The sequence below is a fragment of the Zunongwangia sp. HGR-M22 genome (genome assembly GCF_027594425.1).
Lineage (GTDB): Bacteria > Bacteroidota > Bacteroidia > Flavobacteriales > Flavobacteriaceae > Zunongwangia.
In genome coordinates this window covers 1,577,196-1,595,786 of record NZ_CP115159.1, presented here as the reverse complement: position 1 = coordinate 1,595,786, position 18,591 = coordinate 1,577,196, and the positions used below count along the sequence as shown (strand labels likewise).

The 18,591-nt window shown below is 35.0% G+C and carries 18 protein-coding genes; 4 read left to right on the top strand and 14 right to left on the bottom strand.

The window, feature by feature from the left end; genetic code table 11:
- The 6 genes from PBT91_RS06945 to PBT91_RS06920 form a co-directional block, all read right to left on the bottom strand.
- Positions 1–657, bottom strand: a complete 657-nt coding sequence (locus tag PBT91_RS06945) for a DUF1266 domain-containing protein (protein ID WP_270061053.1) — start codon at positions 655–657, stop codon at positions 1–3.
- 3 nt (positions 658–660) lie between these two features.
- On the bottom strand, positions 661–3,198 hold the full coding sequence (locus tag PBT91_RS06940) for a hypothetical protein (RefSeq protein WP_270061052.1): 2,538 nt from the start codon (positions 3,196–3,198) through the stop codon (positions 661–663).
- A gap of 83 nt (positions 3,199–3,281) precedes the next feature.
- On the bottom strand, positions 3,282–4,319 hold the full coding sequence (locus PBT91_RS06935) for an SMI1/KNR4 family protein (RefSeq protein ID WP_270061051.1): 1,038 nt from the start codon (positions 4,317–4,319) through the stop codon (positions 3,282–3,284).
- Between the two features lie 115 nt (positions 4,320–4,434).
- Complete coding sequence (locus tag PBT91_RS06930) at positions 4,435–5,571, bottom strand: adenylosuccinate synthetase (protein ID WP_270061050.1); 1,137 nt, start codon at positions 5,569–5,571, stop codon at positions 4,435–4,437.
- The gene (locus tag PBT91_RS06925; protein WP_270061049.1) at positions 5,572–6,438 is read right to left on the bottom strand and encodes a hypothetical protein; all 867 of its coding nucleotides are present in this window, start codon (positions 6,436–6,438) and stop codon (positions 5,572–5,574) included.
- 2 nt (positions 6,439–6,440) lie between these two features.
- A complete protein-coding gene (locus tag PBT91_RS06920) occupies positions 6,441–6,794 on the bottom strand; it encodes a hypothetical protein (protein WP_270061048.1) in 354 nt (117 codons plus the stop codon).
- A gap of 213 nt (positions 6,795–7,007) precedes the next feature.
- Here PBT91_RS06920 and PBT91_RS06915 point away from each other — a divergent pair, with 213 nt between their 5' ends.
- Both PBT91_RS06915 and PBT91_RS06910 read left to right on the top strand, forming a co-directional pair.
- Positions 7,008–7,448, top strand: a complete 441-nt coding sequence (locus tag PBT91_RS06915) for an SMI1/KNR4 family protein (protein WP_270061047.1) — start codon at positions 7,008–7,010, stop codon at positions 7,446–7,448.
- A gap of 21 nt (positions 7,449–7,469) precedes the next feature.
- Complete coding sequence (locus tag PBT91_RS06910) at positions 7,470–8,375, top strand: DUF6892 domain-containing protein (RefSeq protein WP_270061046.1); 906 nt, start codon at positions 7,470–7,472, stop codon at positions 8,373–8,375.
- A gap of 61 nt (positions 8,376–8,436) precedes the next feature.
- On the opposite strand, the gene PBT91_RS06905 is transcribed toward PBT91_RS06910, so the two are convergent.
- Positions 8,437–9,585: an MFS transporter gene (locus tag PBT91_RS06905; protein WP_270061045.1), complete on the bottom strand. Its 1,149-nt coding sequence runs from the start codon at positions 9,583–9,585 to the stop codon at positions 8,437–8,439.
- A gap of 205 nt (positions 9,586–9,790) precedes the next feature.
- Here PBT91_RS06905 and PBT91_RS06900 point away from each other — a divergent pair, with 205 nt between their 5' ends.
- Positions 9,791–10,072 carry a hypothetical protein gene (locus PBT91_RS06900; protein ID WP_270061044.1) on the top strand — a complete coding sequence of 94 codons (282 nt, stop codon included), beginning with the start codon at positions 9,791–9,793 and terminating at the stop codon, positions 10,070–10,072.
- Between the two features lie 2 nt (positions 10,073–10,074).
- On the top strand, positions 10,075–11,433 hold the full coding sequence (hemN, locus tag PBT91_RS06895) for an oxygen-independent coproporphyrinogen III oxidase (RefSeq protein ID WP_270061043.1): 1,359 nt from the start codon (positions 10,075–10,077) through the stop codon (positions 11,431–11,433).
- Positions 11,434–12,183: 750 nt separating this feature from the next.
- On the opposite strand, the gene PBT91_RS06890 is transcribed toward hemN, so the two are convergent.
- From PBT91_RS06890 to ccoS, 7 genes are all read right to left on the bottom strand, one after another.
- Positions 12,184–12,921 (bottom strand): sulfite exporter TauE/SafE family protein, encoded by a 738-nt coding sequence (locus PBT91_RS06890; protein WP_270061042.1) that lies wholly within the window; start codon positions 12,919–12,921, stop codon positions 12,184–12,186.
- A complete protein-coding gene (locus PBT91_RS06885) occupies positions 12,922–13,362 on the bottom strand; it encodes a FixH family protein (protein WP_270061041.1) in 441 nt (146 codons plus the stop codon).
- Positions 13,363–13,373: 11 nt separating this feature from the next.
- A complete protein-coding gene (gene ccoG / locus PBT91_RS06880; RefSeq protein ID WP_270061040.1) occupies positions 13,374–14,795 on the bottom strand; it encodes a cytochrome c oxidase accessory protein CcoG in 1,422 nt (473 codons plus the stop codon).
- A 64-nt stretch (positions 14,796–14,859) separates the two neighbouring features.
- Complete coding sequence (locus tag PBT91_RS06875) at positions 14,860–15,834, bottom strand: cbb3-type cytochrome c oxidase N-terminal domain-containing protein (protein WP_270061039.1); 975 nt, start codon at positions 15,832–15,834, stop codon at positions 14,860–14,862.
- Positions 15,831–16,016 (bottom strand): CcoQ/FixQ family Cbb3-type cytochrome c oxidase assembly chaperone, encoded by a 186-nt coding sequence (locus PBT91_RS06870; RefSeq protein ID WP_270061038.1) that lies wholly within the window; start codon positions 16,014–16,016, stop codon positions 15,831–15,833. Before PBT91_RS06870 ends, PBT91_RS06875 begins: the two co-directional genes overlap by 4 nt.
- A gap of 55 nt (positions 16,017–16,071) precedes the next feature.
- Entirely contained in the window at positions 16,072–18,312 is a 2,241-nt protein-coding gene (gene ccoN, locus PBT91_RS06865; RefSeq protein ID WP_270061037.1) for a cytochrome-c oxidase, cbb3-type subunit I, read from the bottom strand.
- A gap of 14 nt (positions 18,313–18,326) precedes the next feature.
- Positions 18,327–18,506, bottom strand: coding sequence for a cbb3-type cytochrome oxidase assembly protein CcoS (gene ccoS / locus PBT91_RS06860; RefSeq protein WP_270061036.1), 180 nt, complete (start codon positions 18,504–18,506; stop codon positions 18,327–18,329).
- Between the last annotated feature and the right edge of the window lie 85 nt (positions 18,507–18,591).

Here is an 18,591-nt window from a genome sequence, read left to right as displayed (position 1 = left end):
TTACCATTCTTTAAACCAAGTTGAATAAGTGATGTGCATCCGCTGGTAACATTCCCAAAGGGTTAGTATTCCCGGGAATGAACTTCTATCTTGTTCTCCGCTTCCGTTAATAAACTCATCTCCTATACATACGTTTCGATGAAACTCTCCCCAGCTAGTAAATGTATTTTTAAGTAAGGCTTCTGCTTCCGTTAAGCGTAAGGTAATTTCTTCTAACTCCATGTAATTTAAGATGCCGCCCAAACGCATCAGAAATACATATTTTGCCATTTCATAGCCTTTAAGCTTCTGATCTTTAAGGCTAAATCTATATTTCCAGGCAAGCGTATATTGGTGCTCTTGAATAACATTATCTAAAGATTTATATTTGGCTTCGAAACTGCTGGTGGTATCTAGGCGTAAACTGGCTGCTAATTTTTCAAAAGTAGTGGAAGCTATAATTCCGTTTTCATATTCAAACAACTTACCGCGTAAATCTAAGCCTGAATGTATTCCGTAGTACTTCAATAAGCGTTTTGCTGCTTTAACATGCCACTCGTTATGTACATCAAATCCAAACCAACTTTCAAGATCTACTTCGTGAGCGTGTTTTTTTAAAAGCAAAGCCGAAAAGTTTAATTGCTTTTGTATTTGAGGTGTAATTTCTTCTGTAGTCATTAATTAGGCTTTTAAATTGGTCACTACTTGTAATAAAGCTTTGGTTAATTTTTCGGGATAGGCACCAGATGAAGCCATCATTTCTAATCCTTGTGCGTAGCTTAAAGCCATAGTGCTTCCTTTTACCAGCGTCACAAAAAGGTTTCTACTCAAGTCTCCGTAAGCTTCATATTTGGTGTCGGGTGCGGCTTCTAAATCGATAATCAATAAATATAAAACCTGATACATTTTCATTTTAAGCTCCATATTTTCTTCTAGCAAAGCTTTAATTTCAGTCTCGTGTTGTTCTATAAATGTTTTATAAACACTACTATCTATTCCGTTGGTTTTATAGTTTTCTAATCCTGAAATTACATGTTCTAAAACCTCTTTACTGAATTGCGTTTCTGATAAAAGTACTATAGACTCTGCAGTTGGTGAAGTGGTTTGTTCTTCTATTGCAGTTTCTATTGGTAATTCTGCGGCATCTTCTTTTTTTTCTTCTTCTTGAAAATAATATTTGTAAAAAGGAAGAATCACACTTTCTAATTGCATGTTATGGTAGGCATTAATCTCGTGCCCCATAATGTAGTTGTATAAAACCTCTACTACTTGTTTAGACAATTTTTCTGGTTTTAAATCTTTTAACAAATGGTAGATATGCTGAGCAATAGCGAAACCTATTTCATTTAATTTAGGATACGATTCTGAATGTTTGCTACACATTTTTAAAAACATATTCAACCTAAAGAGTATCTCACTAGGAAAACTTCCTTCTTCATTCTCATTAAAATACTTAGCTAAACGAGCTCCCTGAGTTTTTAATACTTCTTCTACCCATAAGGCTTCTTTGCCTAAGCTGTAGTAATAATCGTTTAAAAATAAATACCAACTTTGTATGAGGTTAGCGGTTAACGGAATTTCTGTATTTACATAATGAGATTTTGAAAACTCTTCGCAGTATTCTGTTAGGCTAGGATTTATATTTTTTAAGGATGCAATTTCATTTACTTGCTTAAAATTTTCAGTGTCTTTGTAAACTTCCGCTAAAATTTCTACACAAATCTCTACACCGGTTTCTCGTAAATAAGGTTCTGTTTCTCTGGCATCTTTAGCTAATGTCAGCAAGTAGTTATACAAAACCGCATTACTTTCTTCGTTAATCTTTTCTTTTAATTCTGTACGAACATCGTAAAAACAAAGGAGTAAAAACTGATTTAACGGATCTGCAAAACCTAAACGTTGGTAATTCGGAAGCCAATCTTTTAATAAGTAAATATTTTCTAATAAACCGTCGAGCACATACATTCCGGTGACTTGAAAAGCTTCACCTTCATGACTCATGATCGGCAATTTTTTAGCTTTCCAATCTGAAAGTAAACATGCAAATACCTGATTAAAATAGACTTTTCTAGCTAAGTTTTTGTGATAGCATTTGCTCATCTCGAACCAAAGTAAAATTAATTTTACCGGTAATTCTCGAGCACTTTTTACAGCAAAAACTGCTTTTGCATAATTGTCTACAACAGGGCGGTTAAAATTAGTACCGTTATTTGCCAACAGCCAATTTTGTAGTTTGTAAAAACCGGGTTCAGTTTGTTTTAAAGGAATATTTTTATCCTTCAAGCTAAATAAAAGTACATCTCTTTCATTCCATTCTTTAGTGTTGAAAGCTGCAATTATTGGGTAATATCCTTCTGCAGTGCGAAGATTGAGGTAATCAAAACTTTCATCTTCTACAAAAAACAAACGCTCTAGCAAGACTTGATGTGCGCTTTTTGCAAAATCTTCATTCGCGGCATAAAAATCAGCTAAATCTTCTGTTAGCCAAGGTTTCAGCAACTCATAAGCGCCAGGTGTATTTTCTTCACTTACCGGTAAAACTTCGTGAAAGCTTTTTGCCAACAAGTAAAAACTATTTTGATAAAAATGATTTACAAAATCATCGGTAATCAGAAATGGATATTCCTGTAAAATTTCATTATTATCTTTTGCAAAATAGCTTTTGGCCAGTAATTTATAATTTAAACACTGCTGAACAATAAACGAAGAACTCTGATAATCTCGAATATCAAAAGCACGTTCCATTAAAAAACGAGCTACCGGTAACGACGCTTCAGATTTACCATGCACTAAAAGGTATAAGACTTCAAATACATTTTTCCTTCTTTCTGTTGAAATTTTTTCTGACTGTAAAAAAACTAACCCGAAATAAAGAAATTCTAGCAGTTTTTCTGCACTCTCTTCATCTGGAAAAAAACCTTTTTTTAGCAAAGGGATCCAAGTCGCTATCCATTCAAATCCTCGATCTTCATCTGCGTAAACCTCAGGATGATAATATATTTGTTGGGCTAAAACTTTTGAAAATACAGGAGCGATAGGCTGTAACTCTACTGTATTTTTTGTTTCAATATAAACACGAGAATCTTGGGCTTGCAATAATTCTAACACCTCTACTAAAGCTTGAAGAGCGGCAGTATCTAACTCAAAAGTGTTTATTTTGGGGATTATTACATTTTTAAATGTCTCTCTTGGAATTTCGCTATTCAAATTATTTTCCACGGTTGCAGTTTTTTATTGAAGTCCGCATTGGTAAAGTTGCGCAACTAAAATTTTGTTTTTATGATGCCTTATCTTTAAACAGTTTAATACTCGTCTTCATCAAACTCTTCAGAAGTTAATAGTTCTTCTAAAAAGGCGTTTAAACTTTCTGCTTCCTGATAACCAATTTCTTGATCGGCACCAAAACGTATCACTTGTCCGGGCGTTCCCTTTTCTGTAGGCGCAAAATCTAAGGCTATAAAATTACCGTTGTATAAATCGAAAAAGGGAATCCAATACGGCGTGGTGTACATCAACAAAGTTTTCCCTTCATTAGTACTATAGGTATCTAGCAATTCTTCTTGCGTCCAATCTTGATATATGTTTTTCCATTCTCTCCATTCTTGTAGAATAGATTCAGCATTTAAAAAACGGGTTTTTTCTACTCCATTATGAAGGCTTAAAAAATCTTTGAGCAGCTGTGGAAATACAAAACCGGCTTCCGCTTCAAATTCATTATAAATTTGTTGATTATCGGTTGGAGGAATAATCTTCCATGAATTTTTAGCTACCAGTGTTTCAAAATTTGCTTTTATAGTTTCAAAGTTATAATCGACTTCTAAATGAATAAACGGATTTATAAAATCTGCTTTCTCTTTGGCTAATTGTTCTGCAATAAAATGATTGGGAATGTTTTGTACAATAAATTCTCCTGTATGCTCAAAAAGCTGTTCGTGTTTTTTAGCATTTATTGGGCTGTAACTATAACTGCTTTTGGAAAAATGAAATAACTTGGCATCTGTTTTATCATCATCTTCATCAAGAACAGCATCGTACCACTGAGTGAAAATTTCAGTTTGCTGAATTTCAGCGGTAAATATCTCTTTCGTTTCTAGGTAGGCAATGCCGTAAAATGCTGAATTTAAATTAAAATCTGGAGTTATAAATAACAGTTTTAAAACATTTTTACCTGAAATTTCTTCGAAAGCTTCTAGTAGCGAATCTCTAAAGGTGAAACTATTTCTAAAATCTTCAGGATCTTCTAAAGTTGGAAGTGTTTCTATCTGAATAGGTTCAAACTGAAAATCGTTCCACTTCTTCTGATTGACATCTTCTTTATACGCAATTATACTTTTCATCATAACTTCATTTTTACAAAACGAAATTATGGTAGAATAGCTTACAATTTATCCCTGAAAAAGGTGATTTTGGAAAATAAACATTCTAATTAAAAAATGTTTTAGCTTGGAAAACAGTTTAATTGGTAGATTTTATGAGTTTAATGGTTTGTCTACTAGGACCATAACTAGCATATATTTTTGAAAATGAAATCGGAATTTTTTGAAGTAAATTTTCTACCGAAAAATCAGGTAACTGATCTAAACAGGTAATCATTAAATTTTTGGTAATAGCTAAATTTTGATGATGAATTTGATCGCAGCTTAAGGCATAATTAAGTAAATTGGGATCAAGCGTTTTTGTTCGAAATTCCCCTTGAAACTCGTTGGTTACATTAGCTTCATTTTCATTATTAATTAAGGTAACTTCTGGAGTATTGCTCATCGGGCCGTTGCCGTGGCGAGTTTGGTAACAGCGCGTTACATAATATATATTGATTTGGGCATCATTCAATTCATTTGCAATAAGCTGAATGGCATTTTTAGAAGAAGTGTAACTCCACGTGGTATGCGGATAAAAACCGTGTTGGGTATCTAGCAAAATACCCTGACTGCCTTCAAAAATAAAATGCTGAAATGAAGAAGCTAAGTCTGCCAATTTTGCAATTGTATAAAAAGAATGCATTGTAAGACAAGTCTCTACAAAAAAAGCTTCCTCGTATTGCTTTAATTCATTTGTATAATATTCTTGAACGGCTTTAGATTGCTGCGCTATTTTGTTTTGATAATATTTTTGAATACTTTGTAATCGCTGTTCTATAACCCATTTAAATTGTAAATCGTTCGCATAAAAAAACACCTCTTCTCGATGGCGAGCTATGGTAGCACCAAAACCTAAACCACAAGAACCATGGCCTTGTTGTTTTTCTAAAGCCCGGTTATATGCAATATCATACACAGTGGTTACCATGGCCAACGGATGTAAATACAACTTAGGATGGTAGGCTTTTAAATAGTTTCCTTCCTGTAAAATGGCAGGCGGAAAAAGTGTGGTATGCTCGCTATAATAGGTAGGAACACCCTGAAACGTACCTGAACCAAAATTACTAAAAGTATGTTCTAGATTTTCTGTTGCCACCGTATGCCCTACCTGATGCCCACCAGAAAACCGAACCACCAGACTTTCTTCAGGTTGTTGCGATGCCAGAAAATCGGTCGTTATTCCTTTTCCGGCATCGCCAAAACCTAAATCTATTACAATACTACACTTCGGCATTTATAGCATATTTTCTACATCAATATTCGAATTAGAAGAAGTGTTGTTTCCTACAGAAGATGCAGCAGGTTGATGATTTTGAATCACTACTTCAGCAATACGCTTGGCTACTTTTTTATAATTGGATAATTCTATAAAATTTTCACCTAGCAATTCTTTCCAATTTCCTTTTCGGGTTTCTTTTTTAGACCAATCATTATGTTCTAAATGAATGTGATATACGTTATATTTTTCTTGCGCTTCTTTAATAATAGCTTCAGTACTTATGGTTGAAGCTTCATTGGTACACGTATATTTACGAATAATTTCTGCTGGAAGCTCTTTAAAAACAGGCTCATCACCAATGGTAAATAAAAATCCTTTTTGTTTTCTTTTTTCCCAACAATCTATAGCGGTATGGCGTGCCGCAAATAAATGCGCCAAATTATACCCTTCTTGATTGTTACCGCCACCGCCGCCTTCTAAATACACACGGGTTAACCAGCGGTCTAACAATTCGGCAGAAGACTCAAATTGACCTACTTGCAAAGGAGCACTATCGTAAACAAAATCTCCCAGTCCCATAAATAAGACTTGTGGATGCTCGATCCCGGCTTCCATAAGCGAACCTATAAGATCTGGCAGCGCCTCTTTAACAATCAATTCGGGAACAAATCCCATACTTCCGGTAACATCTAGACCTACAATAATCGAAACCGATTCTGGGTGCTCTTCAGAATCTCTAGATTCACGCACTAAGGCTTTTGACGGATCCATTTCTGGATCTATATTTCTGGCAGTAAATATCTCTTCGCGAGATTTATTTTGATATCCTTTAGAATTTCTTAACTGTTCGTAAGCTTCGTTACTAAATCTTCCTCCTCCCATAATTATAATTCTTCTATTTTAGCTCCAAATAAATACGCATAGCGTTTTTTGGCCAATTCTAATTTAATTTCTAAGTTTCTTATTTTAACCGCCATTTCTAAGTCTTTGGCTACATAATCTTTAGCATCAAAATCTGAAGCCAACACCAAACTATTCGCATCTGTAGGACTCATATCTAGCATATTTTCTTGTTCGCGTTTTAAGCGCTTTAAAGACAAGGCTAGATCTTCGGTTTCTCGTTTGTACATTAACTGCGCATCTTCTGCAATAGCATTTGCACGGTCGTCTCTTATTTTATCGTTATTGCGCTTTAATGAATCTAAAAAAGCTGCTTGTGGATTATTAGTATCTGCCATAATATTAATTTCTTACAAAGTTAACTCTTCAGTCTCCTTATTATTATCCCTGAATTCGGGGAATTTTAATCTAATTGTAGATTTTCAATATGTATTAAAGAAAACATTAGTACTAAAATTTAAAATCACTGAAAACGGTTACTCTATTCGATTGAAATGTTTTCAATTTTGTAATCAAATTATTCACCAATTTTTTAATAAAATTCACATCGTATGAAATTAGAATTTAGCGAAACCTTTCAGCAAGAATTACCAAGCAGGTATCTCAAATTTCTTAAAGAAAACCCTAAGGGTACTAAAATAAAAATTAGCGGTCGTTATGATAAACGTACTTGGAATATGATGGGCGAAGAAGATTTATTAAAACGGTGGACGATGAACGGTGTTGGTGAAGCCGCGAATTACGAATGCTTAAAGCTTTATACCCATATCGAAGGAGAGAATTTAGACGAACTTTATATAGATTCAGCTTTTGGTTGTGTTGAATTAAAGCGTGTAGCCAAAGGTTTTGTGATTGGTCACGAAAATGGAGATTACCTGTACTTAGATCCAGAAAGTAATTTTTCGATATGGATCTATTATCACGATGGTGGTGATATTACTAAAATTTCAGAATCTTTTGATCTGTTTCTGAAAACGATAAATATTTTATAAATTCCTATACCCATTTGTATTATGCTTCATTTAGAATTAAATCCAGATTCGTTTAAAATTAACACTATTTCTGTTGAATTTCCTATTTCCATAGAAAATTTACAAGCCATTATTGGTAACAATTACAGTACACTTAAAACCAAAAACAATACGCTTTTTACGTGGAATGATTTAGGTATTATCGCCTTTAGTAAAGATGGTAAAAACATAGAAACACTAAGTCTTGAATTAGAGCAAGAAGTGTATAAATTTAGTCCGTCCCAAACATTCTCGGGCACCTTTCTTTTTAACCAAGAAGACATTATAGGTTATTATCATAAGTACGAAGAAAAACACGTAAAACTTTTTAAAGACGATACCTCTGGCGCTTTAGTTCTAAATACCATTAGTGCTTGGTTTGATGTACGAGAAGATAAGGTAAAGGCTATAGAACTTAGTACTTACAAGCCTTACGATCGAGCTGAAGGTATACCAAAAGATAAATATGCAATTAACAAACCTGATGAAGAACTCATCACATTTACCGATTTTGGGTTTAAACTCTCGGTGATTGAAGAGTTAATGTATACTCAAGGTTTATTGACTCCTAAATTTGATGTACACGAATTTGGGAAATGGTATACAAAAAGAGAAATTGATTTAGATGAAGAGGGCCACTTTCCTATTAAAGAAGTTACTCAATATTTTAAAGATTTTCCGGTTCCTAAACGTTTAGCGCCAAAGCTTACTGAGATTTACCAAGATGGCGGTAACGATATTTATATGAATTTAATTCCGTTTTCTGGCGGTGATATAGACTATTGGGACATTGAAAGTATAACCGATGCCAAACACTTTCCCAACTTAAAAAAAGTAACCTTATGTTACGCCAAAGACCACATTGTTGAAGATTTTGAAAAATTAGGTATTGAAGCAGAGTGGATTTAAAATAAATTTTCGATAGAAAAACCTTTAACCATATCAGCTATTTTAACTTAAATTAAAGTTATCAATCTATAATATTAGTATTCTGTCTTTTAAAAAACTGCCTGGATATAGGAGTAAGCATTAAGCCAGCAATTAAGAAAAACAAAAATGCAAATTTTAATCCTATAAGTTCGGCTAAATATCCAATTACGGCCGGTCCTAATAACATGCCTGTTACGTTATAAGTGGTAACTATAGATATCGCCATACCCGGACTATATTTTGGGGATTTCCCAGCTAAGCCCATCGTCATAGGCATTACTGCGGCTACTCCTATTCCTACAATACTAAAACCAGCTAGTGCCGGCCAAAAATGTGGAAATATCACTACTGTGCTCACTCCTATTACCACCATGCACGAACTTATAAGATAGGTTTTAGGCATCCCTATTTTTTCGATCACTATATCTGAAAAAAACCTGGAGAGCGCCATAAACACCATAAAAATAAGATATCCTAAAGTAAAAATTTCCTCGCCCACTACATCTCTAAAATAAACACCACTCCAATCGAACATCCCACCTTCACAAATAGAGGCGAAAAAGGCCAAAATCCCTAGGATAAAAATATAAGAATTTGGCTTGCCTAATTTCAGTTTACCGCCAGAGGTTGTTCTATCATTTCTAAGAAGAAAGGGAAAACCAGTTACAATTAATATTATAATTAAAATTCCGACGATAGTTAAATGCAGTCCCATTCCTAGACCAAAACGTACCATGAGAGTAGAAAGTGCCACCCCGGTAATACCTCCGCAACTCCATGCCGCATGGAATGACCCTATGATTTTACGCAAAAAATGTTTTTGCAAGGTGATGGACTGGGTGTTCATCGAGATATTCATAATCCGCAGGGAAAAAGCGAAGAAAAATATCGAAGCAATTAAAGCATATATGCTAGTAGACCAACCAATCGCCACCAGACTTAATGCGATGGAAAAAATCCCGGCAAACAGTGGTTTTCTACTATCAAATTTAGAAACTAACCAACCAGAAATGGGAAGCCCTACAATATTTCCAACAGGGAGTACCAACAACAAGCTACCAAGCTCGGCTTCACTTAAATCAAAAAATTCTTTAACAGTAGGAATCCGGGATGCCCAGGTAGAAAATGCGAGTCCGCTTATAAAAAAACAAATACTTAATGCGATGCGCTGTTTGTGCTTTACTTCCATTCTTCAATTAAAAAAAGCAAATATCTAAAATTGAAATTAATTTATCCCCATAACGCACTCTTATTGCTTAAAAAAGAATCATTTAAATGTAAAATCTTATTATTTTCTTTTAAAAATTTGAATAAAAAATTTCAACCTGACAAATATCATATTTTATGCCCTGCTTCTGCGGTAATTTTGGTGTATAATTTAAATCCTCTTAGTTATGACACTTTACGCAAAATTAAACGAAGAATTTAGTCAGAATTTCATGGGTTATTCAGCCATAGGAATGATTGTTTCAACTTGTTTGGGAGGAATTGCGATTATGACCACTTTACAACATGGTCACGAGCTTTTCCAAATGTTTCTGGTTTTTATTAGTGTTGCTATATGTAGTGCTCACAACGCATCGATATTAACAGTGCAAAAACCATCTACAGTTTTTCATTTATTCACTGCAAGTGTTTTAATAAACATACTATTAATTATAGGAAATAGCATATAATCATGCAGTCTCTGGTAAGTAAATATAACGTAGCCGGTCCAAGGTATACAAGCTATCCAACAGTACCGTATTGGGATGATGTTTCTTTCTCCTTAAAAGAATGGAAAGAATGTTTAAAAAGGAGTTATGTAGAAAGTAAAGAAAATGGAATTAGCCTCTACATACATCTTCCATACTGCGAAAGCATGTGTACCTTTTGTGGCTGCAATAAAAGGATCACCAAAAATCATCTGGTTGAAATTCCTTATATCAAAACACTTCTTATAGAGTGGGACTTATATGTTTCGCTTTTTGAAGAGACCCCTAGAATTTCTGAATTACATTTAGGAGGCGGTACACCTACCTTTTTTTCTTCGGAAAATCTTAAGTTGCTTTTAGAGGGTCTATTTAAAGATCCTGCTGAAAGAGCCAATGCTGAACTGAGTTTTGAAGGACATCCAAATAATACCACAAAAAATCATCTTCAGGTTTTAGCTAATCTTGGTTTTACAAGGGTTAGTTATGGCGTTCAGGATTATAATTTAAGCGTTCAAAAAGCAATTAATCGTGTGCAGCCATTCGAGAATGTTCAAAAGGTAACAACTTTGGCTAGAGAAAATGGTTTTACCTCAGTAGGGCACGATATTATCTTCGGTCTACCTTTTCAAACCACAAAAGATATAGAAAACACTATAAATCTTACTAAAAAATTAATGCCAGAGCGCATTGCATTTTATAGCTATGCCCATGTGCCATGGATTAAAGGAAATGGGCAACGTGGTTTTAAAGATGAAGATTTGCCCTCTCCAGATGAGAAAAAGAAACAGTTTGAGCTGGGGAAAGAAATGCTACTAGAAACGGGGTATATAGAAATAGGAATGGATCATTTTGCTTTACCAGACGACCAATTGGCTCGTAGTTTAGAGCAAAAGCAAATTCACCGAAATTTTATGGGATATACTACCGAGACTACACAATTAATGATTGGTTTAGGAGTATCTGCTATTGGAGATTCGTGGTATGCATTTGGGCAAAACACCAAAAATATCGAAGAATATAAAAGCCTGGTGGAAGGCGGTATTTTCCCAATCTATCGCGGACATATTTTAAGCCCCGAAGACCTGATTATTAGACGACATATTCTTAACCTAATGTGCAAATTCGAGACAAGTTGGGCAGATAATCATATGTATTTTTCTGAACTCCCCGATGTGATTGTAAAATTAGCAGAAATGCAAGACGACGGGCTATTAAAAATCCTCGATAAAAAAATTGAAATTACTGAAAAAGGAAGAGCGTTTGTTCGTAATGTTTGTATGGCATTCGATTTAAGGTTGCAACGTAAAAAACCAGATATAAAACTCTTTTCTATGACGATTTAAATTCTGTCTTCTTTTTAATAAGGCTTTCTATTACAACTACATACTGCTCCATAAGATTTCGGGGATTTTCTGAGAAGCAGGTAGATAAGTTGTATGGAAAGCCTTTTCTTTTATTACAGGCAGATGTTACGAAGTCTTTTCACCTTTCCTCAAATCATTGACTGAAATATCAAAGTTGAATAACTTATACCTGCAAGAGAATGGGTAAAATACATTAATCTATTTTACTTAAATAATGTTTAGCGTCTATAGCTTAGAAAGCAAGTAAATCTAAAGTTTCAATCACCTGAACTAGATTTGTAGTGCCATACGATCTCTCAACTTTATTTTAGGCTATTTTTTATTTAGCGAACTCTCATCTTGCTTCTAATTGCTCTTGTTTTGCTCTTGCTGAAGCAACAATACACTATATCAATATAAAAATAACTCCTGAAGCTTTTTAAGAAGCAAATGTAGGCTTAGTATAATTCCCGTTTTGGTCTTTTTGAGTTAATCTTTATCTTCCTCATTTATTCAATAAAACAATAAACCTCAGGAAGCAATTGGTAGTTATCTCTTTTGAAGTAAAAGGTAAAAAGTTATTGTATCGGGAAGTCGTTTTTAGTTAGCAGTACGTAAATTCAGTAGTTCTAGAACCAAATCTAATTTCATTTTCACTACCTCTAAATTACTCGAAATGAAACATCACTTCAAATGGTTTCACTTTTCGCTCATTTAATCTCTAAAAGACGAAGCGCTTTAAATTCTAATTTATTGTTTTTCAAAAGAGATTTGCACTGGCTCGTGACATTCAATTTTAGCGTCTACTTTATCTTCAGCCATTGCTGGAGAGAGGTAAGGAATGTTTAAACCAGAACCACGAAGAATAAATAAAAAGCCCGTTAAAACAACGAATATGGGTATGAGCTTTCTTATTTTTTCGCGGGTTTTTACTCCGCTAGAAAGCTTACTAGATAATACCACAGCCGCGGTCATTAATGGAATAGTGCCAAGACCGAAAAAAACCATGTATAAAGCTCCAAACCCGGCATTAGCTTCAGCAATTGCACCCAGCATGGCCATGTAAACGAGTCCGCATGGTAAAAATCCGTTCAGCATACCTATAGAAAGAAAAGTATCTGGTGATTTCTTCTTTAAACCAGCGCCAATTTTTGATTTTAACCGACTTATAATGCTAAAAAAAGGAGTTCCTATTTTACCGAATTTAAATTTTCCGAAGGAAATAATCGCTGTCAAAATCATCAAAACTCCAATTCCTATAGACAATTTTTGTTGTGCAGCGAAAAGATTTAAGCCTTTTCCTAGAAGCCCAAATAGAAGGCCTATAACTCCATAAGATAATAATCTTCCAAAATGATAAAGGAATAACTGAAGGAACATTAGCGTTTTTTTATCCCGACTTAATGGTAATAGAAATGCTATGGGACCGCACATCCCAATGCAATGGAAACTACCTAAAAGTCCGAATAAAAAAGCGCTAAAAAACATCTAATATATAATTGATTTTTTAAATAAAATCTCTTTTCCTTGATATTTCATTTCTACGGAAATATCCCAACGACCATCCACTAATTGACTATCGGGAATTAGAATTTTACCCTCTTCTAATTTTAATGGAATGGTTAAATCAAGTTTTTTATTAGAAGGACGATATAGAGATATTTTTCCTTCGATTTCTTCTGTAGTTTCAGGAAAATAAAGCGTATATCCCTCAGTTGTTTTCTTTCCTGTAATCTCTTCAGAAAATAAATTTAGATTCTTTTCAGCATCAATTTCTTGCTGAAAATGTAATTCTTTCCCGTAGTAATCTTCTACCACGAGATCATAGTCATATTTTGTATCGGTACTCATTTTAATCACAAAGAATAGAATAAAGCTTACAAAGCAGCACATTCCTATTACAAGTCCTGTTCCCCAATTAAATTTCATAATATTATTTTTTATCTGTAACTACGTGGCCCAAGAAAATTGGTTGTTGTAGTTTCTATTAATTCATTATTACTATAAACGCCAATCTTAAGTTTTTCCTTTTCTCCTTCTAAGGAAGCCGCGGGAATTTCAATAAAAAGTGTTCCTTCGGCATAGCCTCTTTTTGGGACGGTTAGACTTTCACTTTTAACCAAACGCACTTCACCCTTATGCGAAATTAGTTTTAGCTGAACGGCATTAATATCTTCTGAAGTTTTATTGACCAGCTTAAATGTAAATACATTACTAATTCTATTATTTTCCTGATGCTCGTAAAGCTGCCCGGGCAATCTAAGCACTCTGGCCTCTACATCATTTCTTAAAAAAAGCATGCCGGTTAACACCCCAATTAAAATCACCAATACTGCGGTATAGCCTTTTAATCGAGCAGTGAATTGAAATTTGGCTTTTTTCTCTATATTTTCTTCGCTGGCATAACGAATTAAGTCTTTAGGTAAGTTTACCGCCTCCATCATCGCGTTACAGGCATCGATACAAGCAGTACAGTTTACACATTCTAATTGTGTACCATTACGAATATCTATCCCGGTAGGACAAACATGTACACATTGCATACAATCAATACAATCTCCTTTACCAGATGCGGCGCGGTCTTCTTTCTTTTTAAATTTTGCTCTTCCTTTTTCTTTTTCACCACGTTTATGATCGTATGCTACAATAATCGATTTATTATCAAGCAACGTTCCCTGAAGCCGACCATAAGGACAAACAATCACACATACTTGCTCTCTAAACCAGGCGAAAATAAAGTAGAAAACTCCTGTAAAAATAAGAAGGGATATAAACGTATTTAAGTTTTCTACAGGTCCCTCTGTTATATATTCTAATAAGACATCACTACCAATAAAATAGGCAAGAAAAATGTTAGCTATTAAAAATGAAATAATAAAAAATATAATCCATTTTAATCCTTTTTTTCTAATTTTTTCAGCATTCCATGGTTGTTTGGCAAGCCGCATTTGCTTACCACGATCGCCTTCTATCCAGTATTCGATACGTCTAAACACCATTTCCATAAAAATGGTTTGGGGACAAATCCAGCCGCAAAATATCCTTCCGAAGGCCACAGTAAATAGAATCACAAAGACCACCCCTATAATCATCATGATCACCACTAAGTAGAAGTCCTGTGGCCAAAAAGGATACCCAAAGAAGTTGAAACGACGTTCCAACACATTGAAGAGTAAGAATTGATTACCGTTAATTTTGATAAACGGAGCTGAAAAAAGAAATATCAATAAGACATAACTTACCAGCTTTCTATATTTATATAATTTACCAGATGGCTTTTTGGGAAAAATCCACTCCCGCTTGCCTTCTTGATTTACGGTACCTAATGAATCTCTAAAATTGTTTTCGGGGGAATTACTCATAACGGTTACTTACTTAAGTAAGATTTTATTAGCGCCAGCGATTAGACACTGGCGCTATAATTAATTATTCTTCTTCATCCATACCTGTCACTCCATCTTCCATAATAATTTCTACTGAAGTGGAATCGGGTTTGGTCACTTCAACTTCGTCTACAGGTGCATTTTCATCTACCCATAAATCTCCCTGAGGTTCTTTGGGATCGGCTGGTGTACTACCATGAAGGCTAAGCACGTAGCTGGCTACCTGAGCAATTTCGCTCGGTTTTAAATCGGTTTTCCAGGCAACCATTCCTTTACCGGGACGCCCCCCTTCAGAAATTGTATTAAATACGTTTTTGATACCACCGCCTAAAATCCAATAATCATCGGTTAGATTAGGACCTATACCTCCACCGGCATCTTCTTTGTGACAGGCTACACAGTTTCCTGCAAAAATGGATGCTCCGGCTTTAATGTCTTCTTCACCGGTTAGCAGCTCAACTGTATTTACATCGATAAGATCTTTAGCTGTTTTTTTATATTCTTCGATGGCTTTTTTAGCTGAAGCTACTTCAGCAATATATTCCTCTCGTTGATTGGGCGCATCTAAAACATGATATCTTACTAGGTAAACTGCTGCAAATACAATGGATGCATAAAATCCATATAACCACCATGGCGGAAGATTGTTATCCAATTCCTGTATACCATCATAATTGTGATCCAGAATAATTTCTTCTTCCTCTTCTACCGGTTTACTATCATTCATTTTCTTCCAGAACGTCTTAAGACTAGCAAATCTGTTTTTTCTTCTTAACGATTGCTGGTGCAAGTAGCGCTCTTGGGCCTCAGGAGTTAAACTTCTAAATAATACAGATGTAATACTGGCAAGAATAACTTCCATAGCAATACCAAATACCAGTAAAATCCCGAGTACTGCCCAGATTACTGGATATTCTATAAATGCCCATTCCTCTGAAGATTCTACAGTAAGCTGCAGAAATATAAAAGCGAGAATGGTAATTGCTATAACTCTTAAATATGATGCGGTATTTCTCATAATAGCTCATTATTATCTTCCTCTAAAGGAATGTTACTAACCTGGTTAATATGTTCTTTCTTTGCAGTAATTACCCAGGCAAAAAGACCTACAAAAAAGATGAAGAAGATCAGTAGCGATATCATGGGGTAAAGTGCTACCCCATCGATACTTTCAAGATTTCCTTTTACAAATTTTAGCATGATTTAAATTTTATTAGTGTACCTGCTATACGTTATTATTCTTTTTTAAATTGGACTAGTGCATACCGGCTTCTAATCCACCTTCAGACTGACCTATAATTGCTGCTTCCTGTTCTTTATCTACATTCTTTACTTTAATGTCTGTTCCCAGACGCTGTAGATATGCAATTAAAGCCACAATTTCTCTGTTACGCATTTCCACGAAATCTTCATTATTTTCTTTTGCATAGGCTTTATCTGCTTCGTAGGTTTTCGCAAAATCGGGATCACTATATAGATTTTCTTCTATCGTTTTACCCTGTTCGCTCATCCATTGTTGCGCTCTTTCAATTTCCTCTGGTGTATAAGGAACTCCTAAACTTACCATTGCCTCCATTTTATCTTCAGTAGAAGATTTATCCAATTCTCTATCGAGTAACCACTTGTAAGACGGCATAATTGAGCCTGAAGAGGTACTCTGCGGATCATAAAGGTGATTTAAATGCCAGTTGTCAGAATATTTTCCTCCTACTCTAAATAGATCGGGACCAGTTCTTTTACTACCCCATAGGAAAGGATGATCGTAAACATATTCTCCAGATTTAGAATATTCACCGTAACGTTCTACCTCACTACGGAAAGGACGAATCATTTGAGAATGGCAACCCACACAACCTTCTCGTATATAAATATCCCTACCTTCTAATTCTAAAGGTGTGTATGGTTTTACACTAGAGATTACCGGTACATATTCATCTACCATTAGAGATGGAATAATCTGTACCATTCCACCAATTAAAATTGCGATCGTAGCAAAAATGGTAAGTCTAACCGGCCTTCTTTCTAACCAGGTATGATATCCTTCTTTAGAAGTTCTTTTATTTGTGATTTTTGTTAAAGGTGCAGCCTCTACAAGCTCGTCTGTTACTTTACTACCCTGTTTTGCGGTTTTAGCAATATTGTACAAAGCAATAAATGCACCGGCAATATATAAGCTACCTCCAATCGCACGCATCCAATACATCGGGATAATCTCTGTAAGGGTTTCTAAGAAGTTACCGTAAGTTAAAGTTCCATCAGGATTAAACTGTTTCCACATAGAAGCCTGAACAAAACCTGCAACATACATAGGTAATGCGTACATGATGATACCTAATGTGCCTACCCAAAAGTGAACATTGGCTAGTTTGGTAGACCAAAGTTTTGTTTTAAACAATCGAGGCACCAACCAGTAAATCATTCCAAAAGTTAGAAAGCCATTCCATGCCAAAGCTCCAACGTGAACGTGCGCAATAACCCAATCACTAAAATGTGCAATAGCATTAACATTTTTTAGAGACAGCATAGGACCTTCAAAAGTTGCCATACCATAACCGGTAATAGCCACTACCATAAATTTTAAAACAGGATCTGTTCTTACCTTATCCCAGGCACCACGAAGGGTTAATAATCCATTAATCATCCCTCCCCAAGATGGAGCTAGTAACATAATTGAAAACGCTACACCAAGATTTTGTGCCCAATCTGGCAAAGCTGAATATAACAAATGGTGTGGCCCTGCCCAGATATAAATAAAGATCAAAGACCAAAAGTGTACGATAGACAATCGATAAGAGTATACCGGTCTATTCGCTGCTTTAGGAACAAAATAGTACATTAAGCCTAAAAACGGTGTGGTTAAGAAAAATGCCACCGCATTATGCCCGTACCACCATTGCACTAAGGCATCCTGAACACCTGCGTATACTGAATAACTTTTTAAAGCACTTACCGGAATCTCTACACTATTTACGATATGCAATACTGCTACCGTTACAAAAGTGGCCAGGTAAAACCAAATGGCTACATAAAGATGACGTTGTCTACGTTTAAGAATCGTACCAATTAAATTAGCTCCAAAAGCAACCCATACAAGTGCAATTGCAATATCGATAGGCCATTCGAGCTCGGCATATTCTTTAGAAGTAGTATATCCTAAAGGTAAAGTAATGGCTGCTGCTACGATAATAGCCTGCCAGCCCCAAAAATTAAAATTACTAAGTGCGTCGCTCCACATTCTAGCTTTAAGCAAGCGCTGAGTAGAGTAATATACTCCGGCAAATATAGCATTACCCACAAAGGCAAATATCACCGCATTAGTATGTAAAGGCCTTAAACGCCCAAAGCTTAGCCAAGAAATACCATCGGTAAGATTAGGAAATAAAAACATAAAGGCCAGTAAGAGCCCCACAGTCATTCCAATTATACCCCAAAAAATGGTCGCATTAATAAATTTCCTTACGACCTTGTTATCGTAATAAAACTGCTCTTTTTCCATAAGATTATAAAAGATTATTTATCGGTGATTTTAGAAGTTTCCTTTTTTTCTACAACCTCATCTTCAAAAAGCATTCTTACAGATGGTGTATACGTATCATCGTATTGCCCGTTTTTAACTGAAATAATAAAGGCAATAAAAAATACGATGGCTACCACTACGCTAATACTTAGCAAAACATAGATGATGTTCATGAATCTTAATTTTTTGTAAAATTATCGCTAGTATAGCTTGGATAAAATGACATTTATCAGGTTTTAGTTGAAATTGGATTTTGGA

Excerpts from the sequence above, each read along its gene's own strand:
- PBT91_RS06945 (WP_270061053.1), bottom strand. The coding sequence starts at position 657 with ATGACTACAGAAGAAATTACACCTCAAATACAAAAGCAATTAAACTTT.
- PBT91_RS06935 (WP_270061051.1), bottom strand. The coding sequence starts at position 4,319 with ATGATGAAAAGTATAATTGCGTATAAAGAAGATGTCAATCAGAAGAAG.
- PBT91_RS06930 (WP_270061050.1), bottom strand. The coding sequence starts at position 5,571 with ATGCCGAAGTGTAGTATTGTAATAGATTTAGGTTTTGGCGATGCCGGA.
- PBT91_RS06925 (WP_270061049.1), bottom strand. The coding sequence starts at position 6,438 with ATGGGAGGAGGAAGATTTAGTAACGAAGCTTACGAACAGTTAAGAAAT.
- PBT91_RS06920 (WP_270061048.1), bottom strand. The coding sequence starts at position 6,794 with ATGGCAGATACTAATAATCCACAAGCAGCTTTTTTAGATTCATTAAAG.
- PBT91_RS06915 (WP_270061047.1), top strand. The coding sequence starts at position 7,008 with ATGAAATTAGAATTTAGCGAAACCTTTCAGCAAGAATTACCAAGCAGG.
- PBT91_RS06910 (WP_270061046.1), top strand. The coding sequence starts at position 7,470 with ATGCTTCATTTAGAATTAAATCCAGATTCGTTTAAAATTAACACTATT.
- PBT91_RS06905 (WP_270061045.1), bottom strand. The coding sequence starts at position 9,585 with ATGGAAGTAAAGCACAAACAGCGCATCGCATTAAGTATTTGTTTTTTT.
- PBT91_RS06900 (WP_270061044.1), top strand. The coding sequence starts at position 9,791 with ATGACACTTTACGCAAAATTAAACGAAGAATTTAGTCAGAATTTCATG.
- hemN (WP_270061043.1), top strand. The coding sequence starts at position 10,075 with ATGCAGTCTCTGGTAAGTAAATATAACGTAGCCGGTCCAAGGTATACA.
- PBT91_RS06890 (WP_270061042.1), bottom strand. The coding sequence starts at position 12,921 with ATGTTTTTTAGCGCTTTTTTATTCGGACTTTTAGGTAGTTTCCATTGC.
- PBT91_RS06885 (WP_270061041.1), bottom strand. The coding sequence starts at position 13,362 with ATGAAATTTAATTGGGGAACAGGACTTGTAATAGGAATGTGCTGCTTT.
- ccoG (WP_270061040.1), bottom strand. The coding sequence starts at position 14,795 with ATGAGTAATTCCCCCGAAAACAATTTTAGAGATTCATTAGGTACCGTA.
- PBT91_RS06875 (WP_270061039.1), bottom strand. The coding sequence starts at position 15,834 with ATGAGAAATACCGCATCATATTTAAGAGTTATAGCAATTACCATTCTC.
- PBT91_RS06870 (WP_270061038.1), bottom strand. The coding sequence starts at position 16,016 with ATGCTAAAATTTGTAAAAGGAAATCTTGAAAGTATCGATGGGGTAGCA.
- ccoN (WP_270061037.1), bottom strand. The coding sequence starts at position 18,312 with ATGGAAAAAGAGCAGTTTTATTACGATAACAAGGTCGTAAGGAAATTT.
- ccoS (WP_270061036.1), bottom strand. The coding sequence starts at position 18,506 with ATGAACATCATCTATGTTTTGCTAAGTATTAGCGTAGTGGTAGCCATC.